The organism is Brooklawnia cerclae (assembly GCF_011758645.1).
Taxonomy (GTDB): Bacteria; Actinomycetota; Actinomycetes; order Propionibacteriales; family Propionibacteriaceae; genus Brooklawnia; species Brooklawnia cerclae.
Window position 1 is genome coordinate 70,348 of sequence record NZ_JAAMOZ010000005.1, and the last position, 21,143, is coordinate 91,490.

The following is a 21,143-nucleotide window of genomic DNA, read 5'->3' on the forward strand; positions in this document are numbered from 1 at the left end:
GGCTCGTCGGCAGGCGCCTGGGACGCCGTGGTCTGCGGTTCACTCACCCGAACAGACTAGCCGGGCGTGCCAGATCGATGGATCCGTGCGCCCGGCCCGGGCGGCATCGAAGGCGGCTCCCGCGGGCGGGGTGTCATTCACGCGGACGCCCGGTGCTCCCGCGGGCCGTGTGACGCCCGCGGGAGATCACGGCGCCCGCGCAGGCCGGGCGAGCCGCATACGCCCAGGGATCGCCGACTACCGGGCGGTGGCCGCCACGACGATCGCCGCGTTCTCGTCCAGGGCGGCCAGCTTCTGCTCGCCCGGCATGTCCTTGGGACGCATGGCGAGTTTGAGGCCGAAGGTGACCTCGCCCGCCGCGGCGACGGCGGACGCGACGCGAGCGGCGTCCAGCAGCGTGCCCGCGGGCGCGACGCTCGTGCCGGCCAGCGGCAGGTGCTGATCGGCCCAGGGGCCACCGAAGTCGGTCGCCTCACCCGAGCAGCTCGAGAACCCGACATGGCGCAGCCACCCCGAGGCCTTCGCGGTCTCGATGTGCTGCTGGGCGGTCTGCGCGCTGCGGCCCTCGATCGCGCTGCGGGCCCAGTTGATCACCAGGCCCCAGCCGGCGTCCGGCGCCTGCGCCGAGACCTTCTCGAGGACGGCGATCTCGTCGTCCAGCGTCAGATACCCCTTGTTGGGCTCCTGTCCCTCGACGAAGGCGTCGCAGTGCTCGACCCACAGCTTCGCACCGCCCCAGTCGAGGCCCGCGAGCTCCAGCAGGGAGGCCGCGAACGCGTCCGCGTCGGCCTTGCCGGTCGGGGCCGAATGCACCTGCACGGCCCTGATGTCGTGGCCGTCGGCGACGAGCCCGGCGACCGCCGCGGCCTCACCCCGCGCCCATTCGAGCGCACGCCGGCGTCCGGCCTCGTCGGGGGACGCGAGGCCGAAGTCGGCGTCCTCGGCGTTGCGGCCGGTGGTGCCGGGCACGCCCGAGACGATGGCGGGCAGGTCGGCGGGCGCGCCCGCGGGCCAGGCGAGCGAGTCGGCGTAGCCGAGCTCGAACCCACCCACCCAATCGCGCTGGGACAGCCCCTGCACGAATGCGAGCCGGTCAGCCCCATCGGCAGGCCAGACGTTGTAGGCGGACGAGAACAGTTTCATGATCAGGCTCCCTTGATGATCGGTGGGCTCCAGTCTGGCATGACGGAGCCGGGCTCGGAGCACACGCCCGTGCCTGTGACCAGCACGTTTGTGAGTGAGCACTCACTCAGGTATCTTTTCCCACCGTGCGCGCAACACCTTTACCACCGGACGAACGACGCCGGGCGATCATCGCAGCGGCTCGGCCGCTGCTGGTGAGCGACGGCCAGTTCACGACGAAACAGGTGGCCGAAGCGGCAGGCATCGCCGAGGGGACGATCTTCCGCGTCTTCGACTCGAAGAAGGACCTGCTGGCCGCCGTGATCGAGGACACCCTCGACCCCACCGACCTGTGCGAGGCCATCCGCTCGCTCCCCACACAGCCGACCCTGCACGAGCACGTCACCCGGCTGCTGGAGCTGCTCCGCGACAACGTGGGCTCGGTGATGGCCGTGATGGCGGCGCTCCATTCTCGCTCCCGCCCGGAGTTCGACAGACCTCCCCACAGACACGGCCCCCCGGGGCCCGACTCCCGCAACACCCAGGTCACAGACGCTCTCGCCGATTCACTCGCGCCGTGGGCCGGCGACCTGATCCTGACGCCGCAGGCAGCGGCGTCCCTCCTGAGGGCACTCGCCCTGACCGCATCCCACCCCTTCCTGCCGGATCCCGGGCTCAACGACCCGGCGGGACTGGCGAACATCATCATTCACGGCATCGAGAAACGCCCCGAGGAAGACGCATGCTGATCAAACTCATCAACCGCTACATCAGGCCGTATTCGGGCCTGCTCATCGGCGTGCTGGTCGCGCAGCTGGTGGCGACAGCGTCATCGCTGTACCTGCCCAGCCTCAACGCCAGCATCATCGACGACGGCGTCGCCAACGGCGACACCGGCTACATCTGGAGCCACGGCGGCATCATGCTCGCCGTGTCCCTCACCCAGGCGCTGTGTCAGATCGCCGCCGCCTACTTCGGCGCGAAGGCCGCCATGCTGTTCGGACGCGACGTGCGATCCGCCGTGTTCAACCGGACGCTGTCGTTCAGCACCCGCGAGATCAACCAGTTCGGCGCCCCGAGCCTGATCACCAGGACGACCAACGACGTCCAGCAGGTGCAGATGCTCGTCCTGATGACCTGCGTCATGATGATCTCCGCCCCGATCACGATGATCGGCGGTGTGTTCATGGCGCTGCGCGAGGACCGCGTCCTGAGCTGGCTGATCCTCGTCGCGGTCATCGTGCTGGGTGGGGTGATCGGCATCCTGGTCACACGGATGACCCCGCTGTTCCAGTCGCAGCAGACGAAGATCGACACCCTCAACCGTGTCGTGCGCGAGCAGATCACCGGCATCCGTGTGATCCGTGCGTTCGGACGTGAGCCACTCGAACGCGAGCGGTTCCGCGGCGCGAACTACGACCTCATGCGGCTCGGCTTCTCGATCGGCACCCTGTTCGCGGTGCTCTTCCCGTTCGTCATGCTCGTCATGAACCTCGGCAGCGTCGGGGTGATGTGGTTCGGCGGCATGCGCATCGACGCCGGCGACATGCAGGTGGGCCAGCTGACCGCCTTCATCACCTATCTCATGCAGATCCTCATGAGCGTGATGATGGCCACGATGATGGTGATGATGGCCCCGCGTGCGGCCGTCTGTGCCACCCGCATCATGGAGGTGCTCGACACCTCCTCCAGCGTCGTCCCGTCGTCCGAGCCCGTCACCGAGCTGTCCGAACACGGCACCGTGCGGTTCGAGGACGTCGGCTTCGCCTACCCCGGCGCGGAAGCGCCGGTGCTGACCGGCATCACCTTCGACATGCGTCCCGGCCAGACCACCGCGATCGTCGGCTCCACCGGGTCGGGGAAGACCACCCTGGTCAACCTCATCCCGCGCCTGTTCGACGTCACCACCGGCCGGGTGCTCGTCGACGGGGTGGACGTCCGCGACATCGCCCCTGAGGCACTGTGGGCACGCATCGGGCTCGTCCCGCAGAAGGCCTACCTGTTCAGCGGCACCATCGCCTCGAACCTGCGGCACGGCGACCCCGCGGCCACCGACGAATCCATGTGGCAGGCCCTGGACGTCGCCCAGGCATCCGACTTCGTCTCCGAACTGGACGGCGGCCTCGAGGCACCCGTCGCCCAGGGAGGCACCAACGTCTCCGGCGGTCAGCGCCAACGGCTGTCGATCGCCCGGGCCCTGGTCAAGTCGCCCGAGATCTACGTCTTCGACGACGCCTTCAGCGCGCTGGACGTCGCGACCGACGCCCGCCTCCGCGCGGCGCTGTCGTCCCTCACCAGCGAGGCCGCCGTGCTGATCGTGGCCCAGCGGGTCTCCACCATCCGGCAGGCCGACCAGATCATCGTCCTGGAGGACGGGCACATAGTGGGCATCGGCAATCACGACGATCTGATGGACTCCTGCCCCACCTATCGCGAGATCGTCGAATCCCAACTGAACGCGACGGAGGCCGCAGCATGAGCACAGAGACGTCGCGCGAGGAACATCGCGTCACCCGGGCCAACGCCCGGCCCAAGATCGGCCCCGCCCGGCGCACGGGCGGTCCCGGCCCCATGGGCGGCCAGGGCGTCGCCGAGAAGGCCGTCTCGTTCGGGCCGTCGCTCCGGCGGCTGCTCGGCATGATGCGGCCCGAGCGGCTGGTGTTCGCCGTGGTCATCGTCATGGGCATCGCCTCGGTGGTGGGCAACGTCGTGGGGCCGAAGATCCTCGGCAAGGCGACCGACGTCATCTTCACCGGCGTCGTCGGCAAGAACCTGCCCGCCGGGGTGACCAAGGAACAGGTCATCGAGATGCTCCGCCAGGCCGGCAACAGCCAGCTCGCCGACATGGTCAGCGGCATGAACGTCATCCCCGGGCAGGGCATCGACTTCACCGCGCTGGGCCACTGGCTGCTGCTCGCGCTGGCACTGTACGCCGCGGCGGCGGTGCTCGGGTTCATCCAGCAGTTCCTGCTGATCAGGGGCGTGCAGCGCACGGTCTACCGCATGCGCAACCTCGTCAACGAGAAGATGGACCGGCTGCCGCTGGCCTACTTCGACCGCCAGCCGCGTGGCGAGCTGCTCAGCCGCATCACCAACGACATGGACAACGTGCAACAGACCCTGCAGCAGACGCTGGGGCAACTGCTGAACTCCATCCTCACGGTGATCGGCGTCGCGGTCATGATGTTCACCGTCAGCCCCATGCTGGCGTGGCTGACACTGGCGATCATCCCGGTGGCCGGGGTGGCCTCCGTCCTGATCGGCAAGCAGGCTCAGAAGCAGTTCACCAGCATGTGGGCCAGGACCGGCGAGCTGAACGGCGAGGTCGAGGAGGCATACACCGGACACGCGCTGGTCAAGGTCTTCGGACGCCAGCACGAGGTGGCCGCGGTGTTCGACGACACCAACGAGAAGCTGTTCGCGTCCTCGTTCCGGGCACAGCTAATCTCCGCGATCATCATGCCGGTCAACTTCTTCATCGGGAACCTCAACTACGTGGCCATCGCCGTCGTCGGAGGCCTGCAGGTGGCGAACGGACGTATGCCGCTCGGCAACGTCCAGGCGTTCATCCAGTACTCGCGGATGTTCACCCAGCCCATGACCCAGATCGCGTCGATGGCCAACCTGCTCCAGTCGGGTGTTGCCTCGGCCGAGCGGGTCTTCGAGGTGCTCGACGCCGACGAGCAGGCCCCCGACACCGAGGGTGCTCTGCCCGAGACGGTGGAGGGCCACGTGGAGTTCCGCGACGTCGACTTCAGCTACAGCGCCGACCGGCCGCTCATCCAGCGCCTGTCGCTGGAGGCGCGCCCCGGCCAGACCATCGCCATCGTCGGGCCCACCGGGGCCGGCAAGACCACGCTGGTCAACCTGCTGGAGCGGTTCTACGAGATCCAGGGCGGGCAGATCCTGCTCGACGGGGTCGACATCACGTCGGTGCCCCGCGCCGATCTGCGCGGCAAGCTCGGAATGGTGTTGCAGGACACCTGGCTGTTCGGGGGGACGATCCGCGACAACATCGCCTACGGCCGCCCGGGAGCGACCACCGACGAGGTGATCGACGCGGCGAAAGCCGCGCACGTCGACCGTTTCGTCCACCAGCTCCCCCACGGCTACGACACCGTGATCAACGACGAGGGGACCAACATCTCCGCCGGCGAGAAACAGCTGATCACCATCGCGCGAGCGTTCATCGCCGACCCCGAGGTGCTCATCCTGGACGAGGCGACCTCCAGCGTCGACACCCGCACCGAGGTGCTCGTCCAGCAGGCGATGACGCGGCTTCGCTCGGGGCGCACGAGCTTCGTGATCGCCCACCGGCTGAGCACGATCCGTGACGCCGACCTCATCCTCGTGATGGAGCACGGCGCGATCGTCGAACAGGGAACCCACGACGAACTGCTGGAGACCAAGGGCGCCTACCACGACCTCTACCAGTCGCAGTTCGCCGCCGCGATCGAGGACGCCGCCTGACGTCGAGGCGTTCGTCGAGCCTCGGGAGTGCTCGTTGAGCCTGTCGAAACGAGCACTCCCGAGGGAGTCCCTTCGACAGGCTCAGGGACCGGTGTCGAAGAACGCCTCAGGCAGATCCGCGTCCCGCGTCCCTTCGACAGGCTCAGGGACCGGTGACTGACAACAGGCTCAGGGACCTGTGGGCTGACGACAGGCTCAGGGACCAGCGGCTCACGACAGGCTCAGGGACCAGCGGCTCACGACAGGCTCAAGGACCGGTCCCTGAGCCTGTCGAAGGGAGCATCCCTGACCTCACGTCACCGGGGCCTCGGCTCCCGTTCGCAGGCCTTCAGCACCCCTGACCGCAACCGGGCGTACTCCTCGTCCAGTTCGGTCGGGAGCTTGTCACCCAGGAAGTCGAACCACTGCCCAATGCGCGGGAGCTCGTCCACCCACTCGTGGGGGACGAACCGCGTCACCATCCGGACCGTCGCCGGATCGATGTCGAGGCCGTTCACGTCGATGTCCTCCGGCTTCGGCAACAGGCCGATCGGCGTCTGGATCGCGTCGACCCGGCCCTCCAGCCGGTCGATCATCCACTTGAGGACGCGGCTGTTGTCGCCGAATCCCGGCCACAGGAACCGGCCCTGGGCGTCCTTCAGGAACCAGTTCACGTAGAAGATGCGCGGCAGTCGGCTGCGGTCGTGCGTACGGCCGATCTTGAGCCAGTGCTCCAGGTAGTCGCCCACGTGATAGCCGATGAACGGGCGCATGGCCATCGGGTCGCGCCGGACCACGCCGACCATGCCCACCGCGGCGGCAGTCGTCTCCGAACTGCACGTCGCACCGAGGAACACCCCGTGCTGCCAGTCGTGGGCCTCGTTGACCAGGGGAATCGTGTTCTCGCGGCGTCCGCCGAAGATCATGATGTCGATCGGCACCCCACGCGGCGAGTCGAACTCCTCGGCCAGGGTCGGGCATTGCTTGGTCGGCGTGGTGAAGCGGCTGTTCGGGTGCGCGGCCTTGTCCGTGTGCCTGCCGCCCTCCGGGCCGTACTCGCGCGTCCACGAACGCCCTCGCCAGTCCATGAGGTGCTCGGGCACCTGCTCGGTCATCCCCTCCCACCAGACGCCGCCGTCGTCGGTCAGCGCGACATTGGTGAAGATCGAGTTGCCCTCGCGGATCGTGGCCATCGCGTTCGGGTTGGTGGCGTCGCCCGTTCCCGGGGCGACCCCGAAGAAGCCGGTCTCGGGGTTGACCGCGTACAGGCGCCCGTCGGGCCCGAAGCGCATCCACGCGATGTCGTCCCCGATCGTCTCGGCCTTCCAACCCGGGATGGTGGGCCGGATCATGGCGAGATTGGTCTTGCCGCAGGCGCTCGGGAAGGCCGCACAGATGTGATACGTCTTGCCCTGCGGGCTGGTGAGCTTGAGGATCAGCATGTGCTCGGCGAGCCAGCCCTCGTCCCGGGCCATGACCGAGGCGATGCGCAGGGCGTAGCACTTCTTCCCGAGCAGGGAGTTTCCCCCGTAGCCCGAGCCGTACGACCACACGGTCCGTTCCTCGGGGAAGTGCGAGATGTAGACGTGCTGGCTGTCGCACGGCCAGGTCACGTCCTTGGTTCCCGGGGGCAGGGGGAGCCCGACCGAATGCAGACAGGGGACGAAGGCCGCGTCCCGCTGGACCATCTCGTCCAGGGCGGGCCGGCCCATGCGGGTCATGATGCGCATGCTGCACACCACGTAGGGCGAGTCCGTGACCTCGACGCCGAACTTCGGATCGACCGCGTCCAGTGGACCCATGCAGAAGGGGATGACGTACATCGTCCGGCCCTCCATGCAGCCCTCGTAGAGGCCGCGCATGATGCGCTTCATGGCGCGAGGGTTCATCCAGTTGTTCAGCGGCCCCGCGTCCTCCTCACGCACCGAGCAGATGAAGGTCTGGTCCTCGACACGGGCCACATCGTCGGGATCGGTACGCACGTAGATGGAGTTCGGGAACCTGTCCTCGGCGAGCCTGGTCGCACAGCCCTTGTCGACGAGCAGGTCGACGAGCTCGTGCCACTCGGTCTCAGAGCCGTCGCAGTAGCGGATGGCCGCAGGGCGGGTGAGCTCGGCCACCCGGGCCACCCACTCGACGAGCCGGGCGAGACGGGGCACCTCACCGATGGTCGGAATGCCCTGGGTGAGGGAGGCTTCGCCTCCTTCGGGGGCGCCCTTCGTGGTTTCCTGTCTGGTTTCGGTGGTTTCAACGGTCATTTCCGTCGCTCCTGCACGTCCTTGTACGCGGATTGGTCGGCGAGACCCTCAGCAGCTCTCGCCGCTTCAAAGCCATTGTCACACCAAAGATCGTGCTTTCATAGCCCCTAACCACCATAAAAACTCCAGTGGAACGCGCCGAGTGAACAAGGCATCCCATCCCGGCGCCGATGCCCGACGATGGTGACATGATCTCTGCAGCGCCGCGCAGGCTCATGAGCGTTGCGGCAATCGCGCCCATAGCCACCCTCACGGTTCCGGTGTGCGCATATGAGAACGCCGATTTCGCCGCTCACAACCAGACCCTGCTGACCGGTCCCCCCGCGACCCTGCTGGCACCCACGCTCGTGATCTACATCGCGCTGGCCATCACCGGCTGGGCACGGACGCCCGGCCGGCTGTGGTCGGCCGCCGGGTTCGTCGCATCCCTCGCCGCCTGCCTGGTGCTCACGGAGCTTCTGCGCCAGCCCGGCATCTTCTGGGACGGCGTGGACGCCGAGGGAAACTCGACGGGCGGCTACGAGCTGCCCGAGCCGTCCTTCGGCTTCGCCATCTGGGTGGTCTCGGTCGTCCTGGCGACAGCGGCGGCGGGACTCCACATCCTCCGGGGCACGCCCACCGCTCACCGGGTCGTGGGTGCCACGCGACCACGGTGACCGTTGGCCCCGGCCCGTGCGTCCCGGCCCCGGCCCCGTACGGCCTCGCCGAGGCTCCCGCGACCGATTTCGCGTCCCGCGCGCGAAATCTCGATCGCGGGAGCCGATTTCGGTAGCGGGAGCCACGAACCGTCGGCTACTCCGCGACCATCGCCGCTGTCGGCGTGATGGACGCGGCCCTGCGGGCCGGCACGATCGAGGCGACCCAACCCGCGACGACGGCCACCGCGAACACGAGCAGCAGCCGCGGCCAGGGCAGGTCCACCGCCACGTCGGTGAGGTCGGAGAGCAGCGCCCCCACACCGGCGATGCCGTACCCGATCCCCAGGCCGATGCCCAGCAGGCCCGACACCAGGGCCAGCAGCACCGCCTCGAGGCTGAACATCGACCGCACCTGCGCGCGGGTTCCGCCGATCGCGCGCAGCAGACCGATCTCCTGAGTCCGCTCGATCACCGACAGGCCCAGGGTGTTGCCCACCCCGACCAGGGCGATCACGACCGAGATCGCCAACAGCCCGGTGAGGACGACCAGGACGGCGTCGATGACCTGCTGGATCTGTTCCCGCATGATGGCCGGCCCGTCGGCGACGCCACCGGGAATCTGACCCACGACCCCGTTCAGATCGTCGATGACCGTAGCCGGGTCGGAGCCGTCGTCGAAGCGGACGAACGCACCCACCGTCGCCTGCGGATCGAGCCGCGTGAGGTCGTCGAGCGTCACTACCGGGCTTGCGCCGTGGTCCGGGCTCACGTCGGCGACCAGCGTGATCGACCCGTTCGCCGAGGTCGCCGTGAGCCGCTCCCCGTCGGAGACACCGAGGCTCTCGTCCAGCAGGACGACGCCGTCGTCCAACCCGTCGATGTAGCCGGGGAAGCGCAGCACCTGCGCGATCTGCGGCCCGACGCCCATGACGGCGGCATCGGAGACCGGCTGCCCGTCTGGATGCTCCAGCGTGACGGCCCGGGAGGCCGCCACCCGCTCCACGGCGGCCACGCCCTCGGTCTGCCCGATGCGGGCGATCATGGCGTCGTCCAGCGACTCGTCGGCCGAGACCTGGACGTCGGTGGGGAACTCCTCGTCGATCGCGCGGTTGACGGTCGCCTGCCCCGTGGCGGCCCCGACGACCAGCGTGGTGATCAGCGTCACGCCGACCAGCAGCGCGCTGGCCGTGCTCGCCGCACGCCCGGGGTTGCGCCGCACGTTGCCCACCGCGAGTTCGGCGGGAGCCCCGGCGAGCCGGCGCAGCGGCGCCCCGACCAGCCTGACCAGGGCGGGGACGACCAAGCCCGCGACCATGAGAACGCCGACGAAGCTCACCAGTCCGCCGAGGATCCCGGATGCCAGCGACATCTCGCGGTAGCCCACGACCAGTGCCGCTGCCCCACCGACCACCAGCACGGTCCCGACGGCGATACGCGCTATCCCGGCGCGCGAACGCGCCGGTGCCGGCGACAGCGGGCGCAGCGCGGCCACCGGGAGCACCCTGGTGGCCCGTCGCGCCGGCGCGAGGGCCGCGACGACCGTCACGGCGGTTCCGACGAGGACGGGCACCACGAGCGTGGGCCAGGTGATCGCCACGCTGGTGACGGGGATGTTCGTGCTCCCGCCCAGCACGGTGAGCAGGACCGCGCCGAGGCCGACGCCCAACCCCACGCCCGCGGCTGATGCCACCACCGCGACGACGAGGGCCTCGCGCACGACCATGCCGAAGACCTGCCCGCGTGTGGCCCCCACGCACCGCAGTAGGGCGAGCTGCTGGGTGCGCTGCGTCACCATGATGGCGAAGCTGTTGGCGATGACCAGGGCCGACACGAACAGCGAGATGGACACGATGGCCAACAGGAACGCCGTCAGCTCGTCGCCGCCCTGGCTGTACCGGTCGACCAGGTGCTCGACCTGGTCGGCGCCTGTGCGCACGACGGCCGAGGTGCCGGCGATGCCCGTGACCGCCAGGGCCGCGTCCCGGACCGCCTGGGGGTCACCGGAGCCGTAGAGGTAGACGGTGCTGTAGCCGTCGAGCCCGCCCCACGCCATCACATCGGCACTGGACGCGTAGACGTACGCCTGAGAGGGTTGCGGGGTGGCGTCCAGCCCGGGCTCCACGATGCCGACGATGTGGGCGGTCACCGGCTCGCCGCCGAAGGGCTCCAGGAACAGGTCGTCACCGACCGACAGATCGGCCGCGTCGGCCAAGGCCGCGTTGATGGCGACCTCCCCCTGTCGTTCGGGCAGACCCCCGGCGGTCAGAGTGGTCTCGGAACTCAGCGGCGGAGTCGTCTCGGCGGTCACGACGCGCTGACGGCCGCCCGAGGTCTGGACCATGGACGCCTGGGCGACGGGGCGGACCTGGTCCACCCCGTCGATGCCGGCCAGCGCGTCGACGGCGGTCTGCGGAATGCCCGGAGCGTCGTAGTCCGAGCCCGGTTCGACGACGGCGACGGCATCGCCGACCACACCGGCCGCGGCACGCTCGATGGCCTTGGTGAGGGTTGCGGTGGTGAGGAGCGTCGCGGCGAGGAAGGCGACACCGAGGGCGATGGCGACCGCGGTCGACACCAGCCTGCGAGGTTGGGTGCGCACCGGGTTCACCGCCCCTGTTCCGTGTGCCCCGGACCTGCGGGATCGACGATCCGGTCACCGGAGATCTGGCCGTCGGTGAGGGTGATGACGCGGTCGGCGTACCCCGCCGCCCGGGGGTCGTGGGTGACCATGATGATCGTCTGCCCCAGTTCGCGGACGCTGCGGCGCAGGAAGTCGAGCAAGTCGGCCCCCGAGGCCGAGTCGAGCGCGCCCGTCGGCTCGTCCGCGAAGATCACGTCGGGACGCGTGATCAGTGCCCGCGCCACGGCGACGCGCTGCTGCTGGCCGCCCGACATCTCACCGGGGCGATGGGACAGCCGGTCCTGAATGCCGAGGACGCGGACGATGTGGTCGAACCACTCGCGGTCGGGTTTGCGCCCTGCGAGCCGCAGCGGCAGGACGATGTTCTCCTCGGCGGTGCCCGTCGGGAGCAGGTTGAACGCCTGGAAGACGAAGCCAACGCGCTCCCGGCGGACGAGGGTGAGCTCGCGGTCACCCAGGGAGGTGATCTCGGTGTTCCCGATCCAGGCCCGGCCGCTCGTGACGGAATCGAGCCCTGCCGCGCAGTGCATGAGGGTCGACTTGCCGGAGCCGGACGGGCCCATGATCGCGGTGAACATGCCCCGGTCGAACTCGACGCTGACGTGGTCGAGTGCCCGGATCACGGTCTCGCCGGTTCCGTAGACCTTGGTGAGGTCCTGGGTTCGCAGTGCCGGGCCGGACGTCGGGGCGGACGGAGGTGCTGGGGAGAAGGTCGGTGAACTCATGACCCCGACGCTACGGACGACACCCCTGGGCGCACATCGGGCGGCGGATTGGTCCCGGGCCTCCCCCCGGGGGCTGATCCGCCGACCCACGTCACCCCGGGGTAGGAGGGGCCCTCAGGGGTTCCCCGTGGGGGTCGTCCTGCGGGAACGACGGCGACCGGGCTCTCCCTCGACAGGCTCAAAGACCCGGAACCCGCTCATTTCGACGGGCTCAACGAGCCACATCGGTCCTTGAGCCCGTCGAAAGGACCGCCTCGACCCCGTTCGACGAACGCTCGCGTCCCTCACCCGGATATTCTGAGCGCGACCGTTGAGGAGGCAGCCGGTGGACGGACAGGCGGTGTCGGCCGAACTACTCGCCGTCGTGGTGGCGATGGTGGAGGGCGAGCCCTGCGTCCTCACCCTGGGAGCCCCCCCGAGGCTGCCCGCCGGGCCGCTCATGCCCGGCCATCGTTCCCTGCAGACCGCCACCCGGGCCTGGGTCGAGGAGCAGACCGGCCGGACGCTCGGCTACCTCGAGCAGCTGTACACCTTCGCCGGGGTCGACCGCGCCGAGGCCCCGGGACGCCGCATCTCGATCTCCTATCTCGGTCTGACCACGCCGGACGACAGCACCGGCATCGGCCGTTGGCATCCGTGGTACGACCTGCTGCCGTGGGAGGACCTGCGGTCGGGGGCCGGGCTGCCCGCAACCGTGGTGCCCAGCCTCACCGCCTGGACCCAGAGCGATCCGGCCTTCGCGGGGAATCGGCGGCAGCGGTGCGCCATCACGTTCGGGTTGGACGGGCAGCCCTGGCAGCCCGACCTCGTCCTGCAGCGTTACGAGCTCCTGTACGAGGTGGGGCTGCTGCCCGAGTCGCCCGCGGAGTGGCGGCTTCCGGACACGGACCTGGTTCCCGGAGAGCGCATGGTGGGTGACCATCGCAGGGTGCTCGCCACCGGGCTGGCCCGGCTACGCGCGAAGATCCAGTACCGGCCGGTGGTGTTCGAGCTGATGGCACCCGATTTCACCCTGCGCCAGCTGCAGGACTGCGTGGAGGCGCTCGCCGGGACCGTCATCCACACGCAGAACTTCCGGCGGCTGGTCGAGCAGCAGGAACTCGTCGAGGAGACCGGGGGTGTGGACGCGTCCACCGGCGGCCGACCGGCGAGGCTCTACCGGTTCCGCCGCCAGGTGCTCCAGCAACGCAGTGTCGCGGGCACCAAGCTACCCGCCGCACGCGTGCGCTGACCGGCCCGGCCGCAGCGTGAGGTCGTAGCCCTGCGGGCGATCATCCCGGCGCGCGCTGACCGTCTCCGGGTGGCCGCGACCGTTCGGAACCGAGGTCAGGCGGGGTTCTCCGGACGAGGTCGTGACACAGTTCCTTGAATTTGCACTGCGCTCCGCCCCTGACGAGCATCTTCCCTTGTCACGTGCAAGCATCATGCGGGCCCGGCACAAATTGAAGGAACTGTGTCACGGCCTTCGGCGCTGCCGGCCCCTCGGCGGGCCGCATCATCATGCGATCCCCCTGGTCATCTCTTTTGCTCAGGAGTAGCATAACTTTTACTCAAAGCTAGCAAAAGCGTCGAGGGAGGACGCCATGACAACAACCCTGATGACCGCCGCGGAGCTCTACCCGAGAGTGCGGCACGTCGTGCCCGCCGTCGAGTGGGCGACGATGGCCGACGACGTCGACGCGATCGGCCGACTCAAGCGCGAGCGCAACGCCGTGATCCTCGCCCACAACTACATGACCCCGGAGATCTTCCACGGGGTGTCCGACATCGTCGGAGACTCCCTCGCCCTGGCCCGGGAGGCGACGTCCGTCGAAGCCGACGTGATCGTGCTCGCCGGGGTCCACTTCATGGCCGAGACGGCCAAGCTGCTCAACCCCACCAGGACGGTGCTGCTGCCCGACCTCCGCTCGGGCTGCTCGCTGGCCGAGTCGATCACCCCGGCCGACGTCCGCGAACTGCGGCGCCTGCACCCGGGCGTGCCGGTGGTGACCTACGTGAACACCTCGGCGGCGGTGAAGGCGGAGTCCGACATCTGCTGCACGTCGGGCAACGCCGTGGCAGTCATCGAGAGCCTCGGCGTGCCCGAGGTGATCATGATCCCCGACCAGTTCCTCGCCGCCAACGTAGCTCGTCAGACGGGAGTCCGGGTGATCACCCACCCCGGCGCCTGCGAGGTGCACGAGCGCTTCACCCCCGCCGACATCCGGCAGATCCGCGACGATCACCCCGGGGTCACCGTGCTCGCCCACCCCGAATGCCCACCGGCGGTGCTGGACGAGGCCGACTACGCCGGATCCACTGCCCAGATGGTCGCCTTCGTCGCAGCCCGGCAGCCGGAACGCGTGGCCCTGATCACCGAGTGCTCGATGAGCGACAACGTCGCCCAGCAGTTCCCCGACATCGACTTCGTCCGCCCGTGCAACCTGTGCCCCCACATGAAGCGCAACACCCTGGGGACGATCCGGCACGCCCTGGAGACCATGACGCACCAGGTCACCGTCCAACCGGACGTCGCCGAGCGCGCACGCCTGGCCGTCGACCGCATGCTCGCGGTGGGGAACAAGTGATGGCGCGCCGCATCGAGGCCGGGTGCCCGGTGATCATCGGGGCCGGGCTGGCCGGGCTGAGCGCGGCCATCGAGCTGTCCCCCGTACCGTGTGTCGTCGTGAGCGGGGGCGAGATCGGCGTGGGCACCTCCACGGGCTGGGCCCAGGGTGGGATCGCGGCGGCCGTCGGGCCCGACGACGATCCCACCCTGCACGTCGCCGACACCCTGGCTGCCGGCGCGGGGCTGTGCGACCCCGAGGCGGTCACCCGGATCGTCTCCGAGGGCCCCGCCGCCATCGCCTGGCTGACCGAGCAGGGAGCCCGGTTCGACCGGTCGGACGACACCGCCGGCACCGGGGCGGGCCGCCTGCTGCTCGGCCTGGAGGGCGCCCACAGCCGTCGCCGCATCGTCCACGCCGGAGACTTCACGGGCGCCGAACTGCTGCGTGCGGTGGCGAGCCGGGCTCGCGAGCTGGATTCGGTGTCGCTGTGGGACCACACCCTCGCCACCGCCGTGCTGGTCGACGGCGGGCGCGTCGTCGGGGTGCGGGTGTCCACACCCACCGGCCCGCTCGACCTGATGACCGGCGTCGCGGTGCTGGCCACCGGCGGCGTCGGCGGGCTGTTCGCCCACACCACCAATCCGCTCGGATCGCGCGGCCAGGGTCTCGCCCTGGCCTTCCGGGCGGGTGCCGTGTTGCGCGACCTCGAGATGGTGCAGTTCCACCCCACCGCCCTGGCGCTCGACTCGGACCCGATGCCACTGGTCAGCGAGGCCGTGCGTGGGGAGGGCGCCGTCCTGGTGAACGAACTCGGCGAACGAGTGCTGGACAACCCGCTGGCGGCGCGCGACGTCGTCTCCCGTGCGGAATGGGCGCAGCTCCAGGCCGGGCACCAGGTGTTCCTGGACGCCCGCGCAGCCCTGGGCGAGCGGTTCGCCGAACGGTTCCCCTCGATCAACGCCACGGCGACCGCCGCCGGCATGGATCCCTCCCGTGACCCGCTTCCCGTGCGTCCCGCCGCCCATTACCACATGGGCGGAGTGCTGGTGGACGACGACGGGGCTACCACCGTACCCGGGCTGTACGCCGTCGGCGAGGTGGCCTCGACCGGCCTCCACGGGGCGAATCGGCTGGCCAGCAACTCCCTGCTGGAGGCGGTGGTCTGCGGACGCCGGGCGGCTCGGCACCTGGCGGCGTCCGGAGGGCTCGCGAGCGGCCTCCCACCCGCCCTGCCGGGGATCACGCGGTCCGGCACGTGCCCGGACGGGGAGGCTCCCGACGGTCTCGCGCGACCCGATCCGGCACAGCCCGATCCCGTGGTCCAGCGCGTCCGCCGCATCACCTCCCGGGCCGCCGGCGTCCTGCGCACCGGCGACGGACTGCGTGCCGCGCTCGGCGAACTCGCCGCATACCGGGACTCCGACGCCGGGCTCGTGGCCTGGCTGCTGGTGCACTCGGCGCTCACCCGCGAGGAGTCACGCGGAGCCCACACCCGGCTCGATCATCCGGGCACCACCGAGATCGGCGGCCACACCCTCGTGGACGCCACCGTTCTGGCGAACAGGAACGCAGCATGAGGCAACTACCGCGAATCGTCATCGAGCCCCTCGTGCGAGCCGCCCTCCTGGAGGATCTCGGCCGGGCCGGTGACATCACCACCGACGCCGTCGTGGACCCCGCCGATCACTCCGAGGCGGCGATCGTCGCCCGCGAGCCGGGTGTCGTCGCGGGTCTGGCCTGCGCCGAACTCGCGTGGACGCTGGTCGACCCACGAGTTGCCGTGCAGGTGCTCGTCCCGGACGGTTCGCACGTCGAGCCCGGCGCGGCGATCGCGCGGGTGAGCGGGCCGTCACGGGCGGTGCTCACCGCCGAGCGGGTCGCGCTGAACTTCCTGGGGCACCTGTCGGGCGTCGCCACCGGCACCGCGACGATCGCCGACGCGATCGCGCACACCCGCGCCCAGGTGTGTGACACCCGCAAGACCATCCCCGGCCTGCGGGCGCTGCAGAAGTACGCGGTGGTCGCCGGCGGCGGCTCGAACCACCGCTTCGGGCTGGACGACGCCGTCCTCATCAAGGACAACCACATCGCCGTCGCGGGCGGCATCACCGCCGCCGTCGGACGCGTGCGGGCATCGGTGGGTCACATGGTCAAGGTCGAGGTCGAGGTCGACACCCTCGACCAGCTCCGCGAGCTGATCGCCACGGGCGCCGACGCCGTGCTGCTCGACAACATGGGCCCGAGCCTGCTCGCGGAGGCCGTGACGCTGGTGGACGGCCGCATGGTCACCGAGGCATCGGGACGCATCACCCCGGCGACCGCCACCGGTCTGGCCGAAGCGGGCGTCGACCTGATCTCGGTCGGCTGGCTCACACATTCGGCGCGCGTCCTCGACGTCGGGCTCGATCACCTCAGCTGACGAGATTATTGGGGTGGATCGTGGGTCGAGTTCGACCGACGATCCACCCCGATAACTTTGCGGGCTATTCCGCCGGGGCCGGAACCGGGCCGGTCGAAGCCCTGACGACGAGCTCGGGGGGAAAGCGTTCGTGACGATGCCCGCCCGATCGGTCGAAGAGCAGCTCGACCGCGTGCCAACCCAGCTCGTCCATGGGCTGCCGTATGGTCGTGAGCGGCACCGACAGCTGACCCGCGAGCGCCACGTCGTCGAAGCCGATCACGGAGACGTCTCCGGGCACCGACAGCCCGACCTCGTTCAGGGCGCTGATCGCCCCAAAGGCGATCAGGTCGTTGGCGCAGAATATTCCGGTCGGACGTTCCTCCTCGCGTGCGAGCAGTCTCCGAAGGCCGTCATGCCCGGCCGGAGCCGTGTACGCGGGAAGGCTCACGAGCATCAGGGTCACCCGTCCGCGCGACAGGTCACTCACGGCCTCCTGCACGCCGGCCAACCGGTCGCGCGACTGGCGCATCGCGGACGGACCGTTCAGGAAGGCGATGCGACGATGCCCGAGGTCCAGCAGATGCTCCACCGCCAGCCGCGCACCCAGGCGGTCGTCGACGGAGATGCTCGAGATCCCCTGCGGACGCGCGGCTGAGTCGAACAGGACGACGGGCATTCCGCGAGCGGCCAGTTCCCGTGCGGCCGCCACATCGGAGCCCGCGGGCGTCAGCAGCACACCCCGGACTCCCTGCGCCTCGAAGAGGCGGAGGATGGCGTTCTCCTCGCGCACGTCAGCGTGGGTGGATGACAGGATCATGACCATCCCGTCCTCCCTGAGCCGCCGTTCCATGCCCACCGCGGCCTCGGTGAAGAACGGGTTTCCTATGTCGAGCACGGCGACGCCGACGAAGGGTGCCAACCCGCTTCGCAGTGCCTGGGCGGCGCCGTTGCGCACGTAGTCGAGTTGCTCGATGGCCCCCTCGACCCTGAGGCGCACCTCCGAGGAGACCCGCTCGGGCCTGTTGAGGACGTTGGACACGGTGCCCACCGACACTCCGGCCAGCCGCGCCACGTCCTTGACGGACGGCCGGGCGGCCTGGGCGTCGTTCCCGTCGTCGTGTGACGCCGAACCCGCGAGCGGTCCCGCGGTCGGCTGCCCGGGGGGTTCCGCGGATGGACGGGACTGCACCTGTCATCCCTTCGGCTAGGTGATCGTGTGGCACCAGTGTGCCTCACCGGGCAATCCGGCGGTCGGCGTGGCCCGGACGTGTCGCCGTCCCGGAAGCCGTCACCAGAACCCGGGCATTGCGCTTTGAATCGGTTCAAGCTAGTGTCGTCCTCACTGAATGAACCGATTCAACACGCCGAGCGCCAACGGAGACGATCGTGGACGACGCAGTCCCGGGAACACCACTGACTTCCCTTCTCACCGATACCGACCAGCAATCACCGACCCGCCGATGTTTCCTGCTGCGCGTCCGGCCGGACAGGCTCGCCGAATACGTCGAGGCTCACCAGCACGTGTGGCCCGAGATGCGGCAGGCGCTCACGGACGCGGGCTGGCGCAACTACTCGCTCTTCCTCGATCCCCCCACCGGCACGGTCGTCGGCTATTTCGAGGCCGACGACACCGACGCGGCCGAGGCCGCCATGGCACGCACCGGGACGAACACGCGATGGCAACAGGCCATGGCGCAGTTCTTCGTCCAACCCGACGGCGGCAGCAACCAGACCCTGCCGCAGTACTTCTACCTCGCCTGAGTCGAAGGAGACTCCCGTGACACAGACACGACACCACCTGACAGGCTGGAAAGCCACAGCCGCCGTATCGATGTCGAACTACATCGACTCCGGCTCGATCATCGCCATCGCCACGTCCCTCGGCTTCTGGGGGTCCGCGTACTTCCCGGGTGACGACGGCACCATCGCCGGCCTGCTCGCCGCCTTCAGCTCCAACGCGTTCGGCGCGGCGATCGGCGCCCTCATCGGCGGCCCCCTGTGCGACAAGTACGGCCGGAAGTTCATCTACACCTACGACCTTCTCGTCTACGCGCTCGGAGGGCTCATCGTCACCTTCGCGATGAACCTCGCGATGCTCTTCATCGGATTCGTCATCATCGGTCTCGCCGTGGGCGCCTCGGTGCCCGCCGGATGGACCTACATCGCGGAGTTCGCACCGCCCAACCGGCGCGGACGCCATGTGGCCGCCACCCAGCTGGCCTGGTCGTTCGGGCCGTTCATCGGATTCGGCCTGGCCGCCGCGCTCGCCCCGCTGGGGTTGATCGGGTCTCGCATCGTCTTCGCCCACCTCGTCGTCATCGCCCTGATCACGTGGTACGTCCGGCAGGGGCTCGACGAGTCCCAGGCATGGGCCGACGCCAAGGGCGGAGCGGACGCGAAGCCGCCCTCGATGTGGGCCTCGTTCCGTGCCCTGTTCAGCCGCAAGGCGAACATCACCGCACTGCTCTTCCTCGCCGCCATCTACACGTTCTGGAACCAGGCGGCCAGCCAGAACGGGATCTTCCTGCCGACGATCCTCACGTCCATGGGCTACGAGACGCTCGAGGCGGACCTGTTCTCGATGCTGTCGTGGGGCGTGGTCATCCTCAGCACGCTGGCCTTCATGTTCCTCGTCGACAGGGTCTCCTACCGGTGGCATTTCGCGCTCGGCGCGGCGCTGGCGATCGTCGCCTGGATCGTCCTGGTCTTCGGGTCCCCGACGGCGGGCGCCACCGCCTTCGGATACGCGATCCTGTGGGGCCTGTCGGCCGGCCCCTCGGCCCAGGCCTTCTACTCGGTCTGGTCCCCGGAGCTCTTCGCGACCCCCTATCGCGCCGGTGCCCAGGGAATCATCTTCTTCGCGGTGCGCCTGATGTCCGGCCTCATCTCGCTGATCTTCCCCGTCATCCTCGCCCGTCCCAACGGGCTGGTGATCAACGGGCTGATCCTCATCGGCTTCCTCACGGCGAACCTGATCATCGGCACCATCTGGACCCCGCACACCCAGGGCAAGGCTCTGGACGAGATCGAACGCGAACGGTACGGCGAGGTCGTCTCCGCCGGGCCGATCGACACGGAACAGGTGCCGGCCGGCTGACCGGCAACGCTCGCTTCCGCCCACACCCATCACAACCACGAAGGAGCACCATCACATGGTCTCGCTCAGCAACCTCACCCCCGAGGCCCACCGCCTCCTGTCCACCCAGACCATCGAGTTGGCCTCGTGGGCGTTCGGCAACGCCGGCACCCGGTTCAAGGTCTATTCGACCCCGGGGACACCCCGCGATCCGTACGAGAAGATCGCGGACGCCGCGCAGGTCAACGCCTTCACCGGCATCACCCCGCGGGTCTCGCTCCACATCCCCTGGGACGAGGTCGACGACTACGGCAAGCTCGCCCAGTTCGCCCGTGACAACGGCGTCGTCCTCGGGAACATCAACTCGAACGTCTTCCAGGACGACGACTACAAGTTCGGATCGCTGACCAACTCCGATCCGGCGATCCGCGCCAAGGCGATCGACGCCCACAAGCACTGCATCGACATCATGGGCGCCACGGGCTCCGACACCCTGAAGATCTGGCTCGGCGACGGGACGAACTACCCCGGCCAGGATTCCATCTCCGGTCGTCAGGATCGGCTCGCGGACTCGCTCGCACAGATCTACGCGTACCTCGCCGACGACCAGCAACTCCTGCTCGAGTACAAGTTCTTCGAGCCGGCCTTCTACCACACCGACGTTCCCGACTGGGGCACCGCACTGCTCCAGGTGCTCAGCCTCGGCGAGCGGGCCACCGTCTGCCTCGACACCGGACACCACGCGCCGGGCACGAACGTCGAGTTCATCGTGGTGCAACTCCTGAGGGCCGGCCGACTGGGGGCGTTCGACTTCAACTCGCGCTTCTACGCCGACGACGACCTGATGGTCGGCGCGGCCGACCCGTTCCAGCTGTTCAGGATCCTGAACGAGATCGTCAGCCTCGACGCGCTCGACACCGAGAAGTCGGGCGTCAACTTCATGCTCGACCAGTGCCACCAGCTCGAGGACAAGATCCCCGGCGAGATCCGCTCGGCCCTCAACGTCCAGGAGGCGACCGCGAAGGCACTCCTCGTCGACCGGGACGCGCTGGCCCGCGCGCAGGCCGACCACGACGTCCTCGGCGCCAACACCGTCCTCATGGACGCCTACAGCACCGACGTCCGCCCGCTGCTGCGCGAACTGCGCGAGGAGAAGGGCCTCGACCCCGACCCCTACGGCGCCTTCCTGCGCTCCGGCTATCTGGAGAAGGTCGCCGCCGAACGCGTCGGCGGCCAGCAGGCCGGCTGGGGAGCATGACCCGGCCGCGATCTGCCGAGCAACCG

The 21,143-nt window shown here is 69.4% G+C and carries 16 protein-coding genes; 11 read left to right on the plus strand and 5 right to left on the minus strand.

Going from position 1 to position 21,143, the window contains the following annotated elements:
* Positions 1 to 237: 237 nt before the first annotated feature.
* Positions 238 to 1,143 (minus strand): DUF4862 family protein, encoded by a 906-nt coding sequence (locus FB473_RS17080; RefSeq protein ID WP_167171900.1) that lies wholly within the window; start codon positions 1,141 to 1,143, stop codon positions 238 to 240.
* 125 nt (positions 1,144 to 1,268) lie between these two features.
* Here FB473_RS17080 and FB473_RS17085 point away from each other — a divergent pair, with 125 nt between their 5' ends.
* Genes FB473_RS17085 through FB473_RS17095 form a run of 3 tightly spaced genes read left to right on the plus strand, consistent with a single transcriptional unit; the run spans position 1,269 to position 5,592 of the window.
* On the plus strand, positions 1,269 to 1,871 hold the full coding sequence (locus tag FB473_RS17085) for a TetR family transcriptional regulator (RefSeq protein WP_167171903.1): 603 nt from the start codon (positions 1,269 to 1,271) through the stop codon (positions 1,869 to 1,871).
* Positions 1,865 to 3,601: an ABC transporter ATP-binding protein gene (locus FB473_RS17090; protein ID WP_167171906.1), complete on the plus strand. Its 1,737-nt coding sequence runs from the start codon at positions 1,865 to 1,867 to the stop codon at positions 3,599 to 3,601. The genes FB473_RS17085 and FB473_RS17090 overlap by 7 nt, the downstream gene beginning before the upstream one ends.
* Complete coding sequence (locus FB473_RS17095; RefSeq protein WP_167171909.1) at positions 3,598 to 5,592, plus strand: ABC transporter ATP-binding protein; 1,995 nt, start codon at positions 3,598 to 3,600, stop codon at positions 5,590 to 5,592. Before FB473_RS17090 ends, FB473_RS17095 begins: the two co-directional genes overlap by 4 nt.
* Positions 5,593 to 5,888: 296 nt before the next feature.
* Here the strand turns inward: FB473_RS17095 and FB473_RS17100 are convergent, their stop codons facing one another.
* Positions 5,889 to 7,829: a phosphoenolpyruvate carboxykinase (GTP) gene (locus FB473_RS17100; RefSeq protein WP_167171912.1), complete on the minus strand. Its 1,941-nt coding sequence runs from the start codon at positions 7,827 to 7,829 to the stop codon at positions 5,889 to 5,891.
* 188 nt (positions 7,830 to 8,017) lie between these two features.
* On the opposite strand from FB473_RS17100, the gene FB473_RS17105 reads away from it, so the two are divergent.
* Complete coding sequence (locus tag FB473_RS17105; protein ID WP_167171915.1) at positions 8,018 to 8,485, plus strand: hypothetical protein; 468 nt, start codon at positions 8,018 to 8,020, stop codon at positions 8,483 to 8,485.
* Positions 8,486 to 8,621: 136 nt separating this feature from the next.
* Here the strand turns inward: FB473_RS17105 and FB473_RS18130 are convergent, their stop codons facing one another.
* Both FB473_RS18130 and FB473_RS17115 read right to left on the minus strand, forming a co-directional pair.
* Complete coding sequence (locus FB473_RS18130; protein WP_167171918.1) at positions 8,622 to 11,066, minus strand: FtsX-like permease family protein; 2,445 nt, start codon at positions 11,064 to 11,066, stop codon at positions 8,622 to 8,624.
* A gap of 5 nt (positions 11,067 to 11,071) precedes the next feature.
* Positions 11,072 to 11,833 (minus strand): ABC transporter ATP-binding protein, encoded by a 762-nt coding sequence (locus FB473_RS17115; protein ID WP_167171921.1) that lies wholly within the window; start codon positions 11,831 to 11,833, stop codon positions 11,072 to 11,074.
* Positions 11,834 to 12,158: 325 nt separating this feature from the next.
* On the opposite strand from FB473_RS17115, the gene FB473_RS18550 reads away from it, so the two are divergent.
* From FB473_RS18550 to nadC, 4 genes are all read left to right on the plus strand, one after another.
* The gene (locus FB473_RS18550; protein ID WP_167171924.1) at positions 12,159 to 13,064 is read left to right on the plus strand and encodes an NrtR DNA-binding winged helix domain-containing protein; all 906 of its coding nucleotides are present in this window, start codon (positions 12,159 to 12,161) and stop codon (positions 13,062 to 13,064) included.
* A 352-nt stretch (positions 13,065 to 13,416) separates the two neighbouring features.
* Positions 13,417 to 14,400, plus strand: a complete 984-nt coding sequence (gene nadA, locus FB473_RS17125) for a quinolinate synthase NadA (RefSeq protein ID WP_167171927.1) — start codon at positions 13,417 to 13,419, stop codon at positions 14,398 to 14,400.
* The gene (locus FB473_RS17130) at positions 14,400 to 15,959 is read left to right on the plus strand and encodes an L-aspartate oxidase (protein ID WP_167171930.1); all 1,560 of its coding nucleotides are present in this window, start codon (positions 14,400 to 14,402) and stop codon (positions 15,957 to 15,959) included. Before nadA ends, FB473_RS17130 begins: the two co-directional genes overlap by 1 nt.
* Entirely contained in the window at positions 15,956 to 16,801 is an 846-nt protein-coding gene (gene nadC / locus FB473_RS17135) for a carboxylating nicotinate-nucleotide diphosphorylase (protein ID WP_167171934.1), read from the plus strand. Before FB473_RS17130 ends, nadC begins: the two co-directional genes overlap by 4 nt.
* Positions 16,802 to 16,865: 64 nt before the next feature.
* Here nadC and FB473_RS17140 read toward each other — a convergent pair whose 3' ends face one another.
* A complete protein-coding gene (locus FB473_RS17140) occupies positions 16,866 to 17,972 on the minus strand; it encodes a substrate-binding domain-containing protein (RefSeq protein ID WP_167171937.1) in 1,107 nt (368 codons plus the stop codon).
* Positions 17,973 to 18,169: 197 nt separating this feature from the next.
* Between FB473_RS17140 and FB473_RS17145 the strand changes: the two genes are divergently transcribed.
* The 3 genes from FB473_RS17145 to rhaI are packed head-to-tail and all read left to right on the plus strand — an operon-like array spanning position 18,170 to position 21,117.
* The gene (locus FB473_RS17145) at positions 18,170 to 18,544 is read left to right on the plus strand and encodes an L-rhamnose mutarotase (protein ID WP_341770159.1); all 375 of its coding nucleotides are present in this window, start codon (positions 18,170 to 18,172) and stop codon (positions 18,542 to 18,544) included.
* 16 nt (positions 18,545 to 18,560) lie between these two features.
* On the plus strand, positions 18,561 to 19,880 hold the full coding sequence (locus tag FB473_RS17150; protein ID WP_341770160.1) for an MFS transporter: 1,320 nt from the start codon (positions 18,561 to 18,563) through the stop codon (positions 19,878 to 19,880).
* 55 nt (positions 19,881 to 19,935) lie between these two features.
* Positions 19,936 to 21,117, plus strand: coding sequence for an L-rhamnose isomerase (gene rhaI, locus FB473_RS17155; protein WP_167171941.1), 1,182 nt, complete (start codon positions 19,936 to 19,938; stop codon positions 21,115 to 21,117).
* Positions 21,118 to 21,143 lie beyond the last annotated feature (26 nt).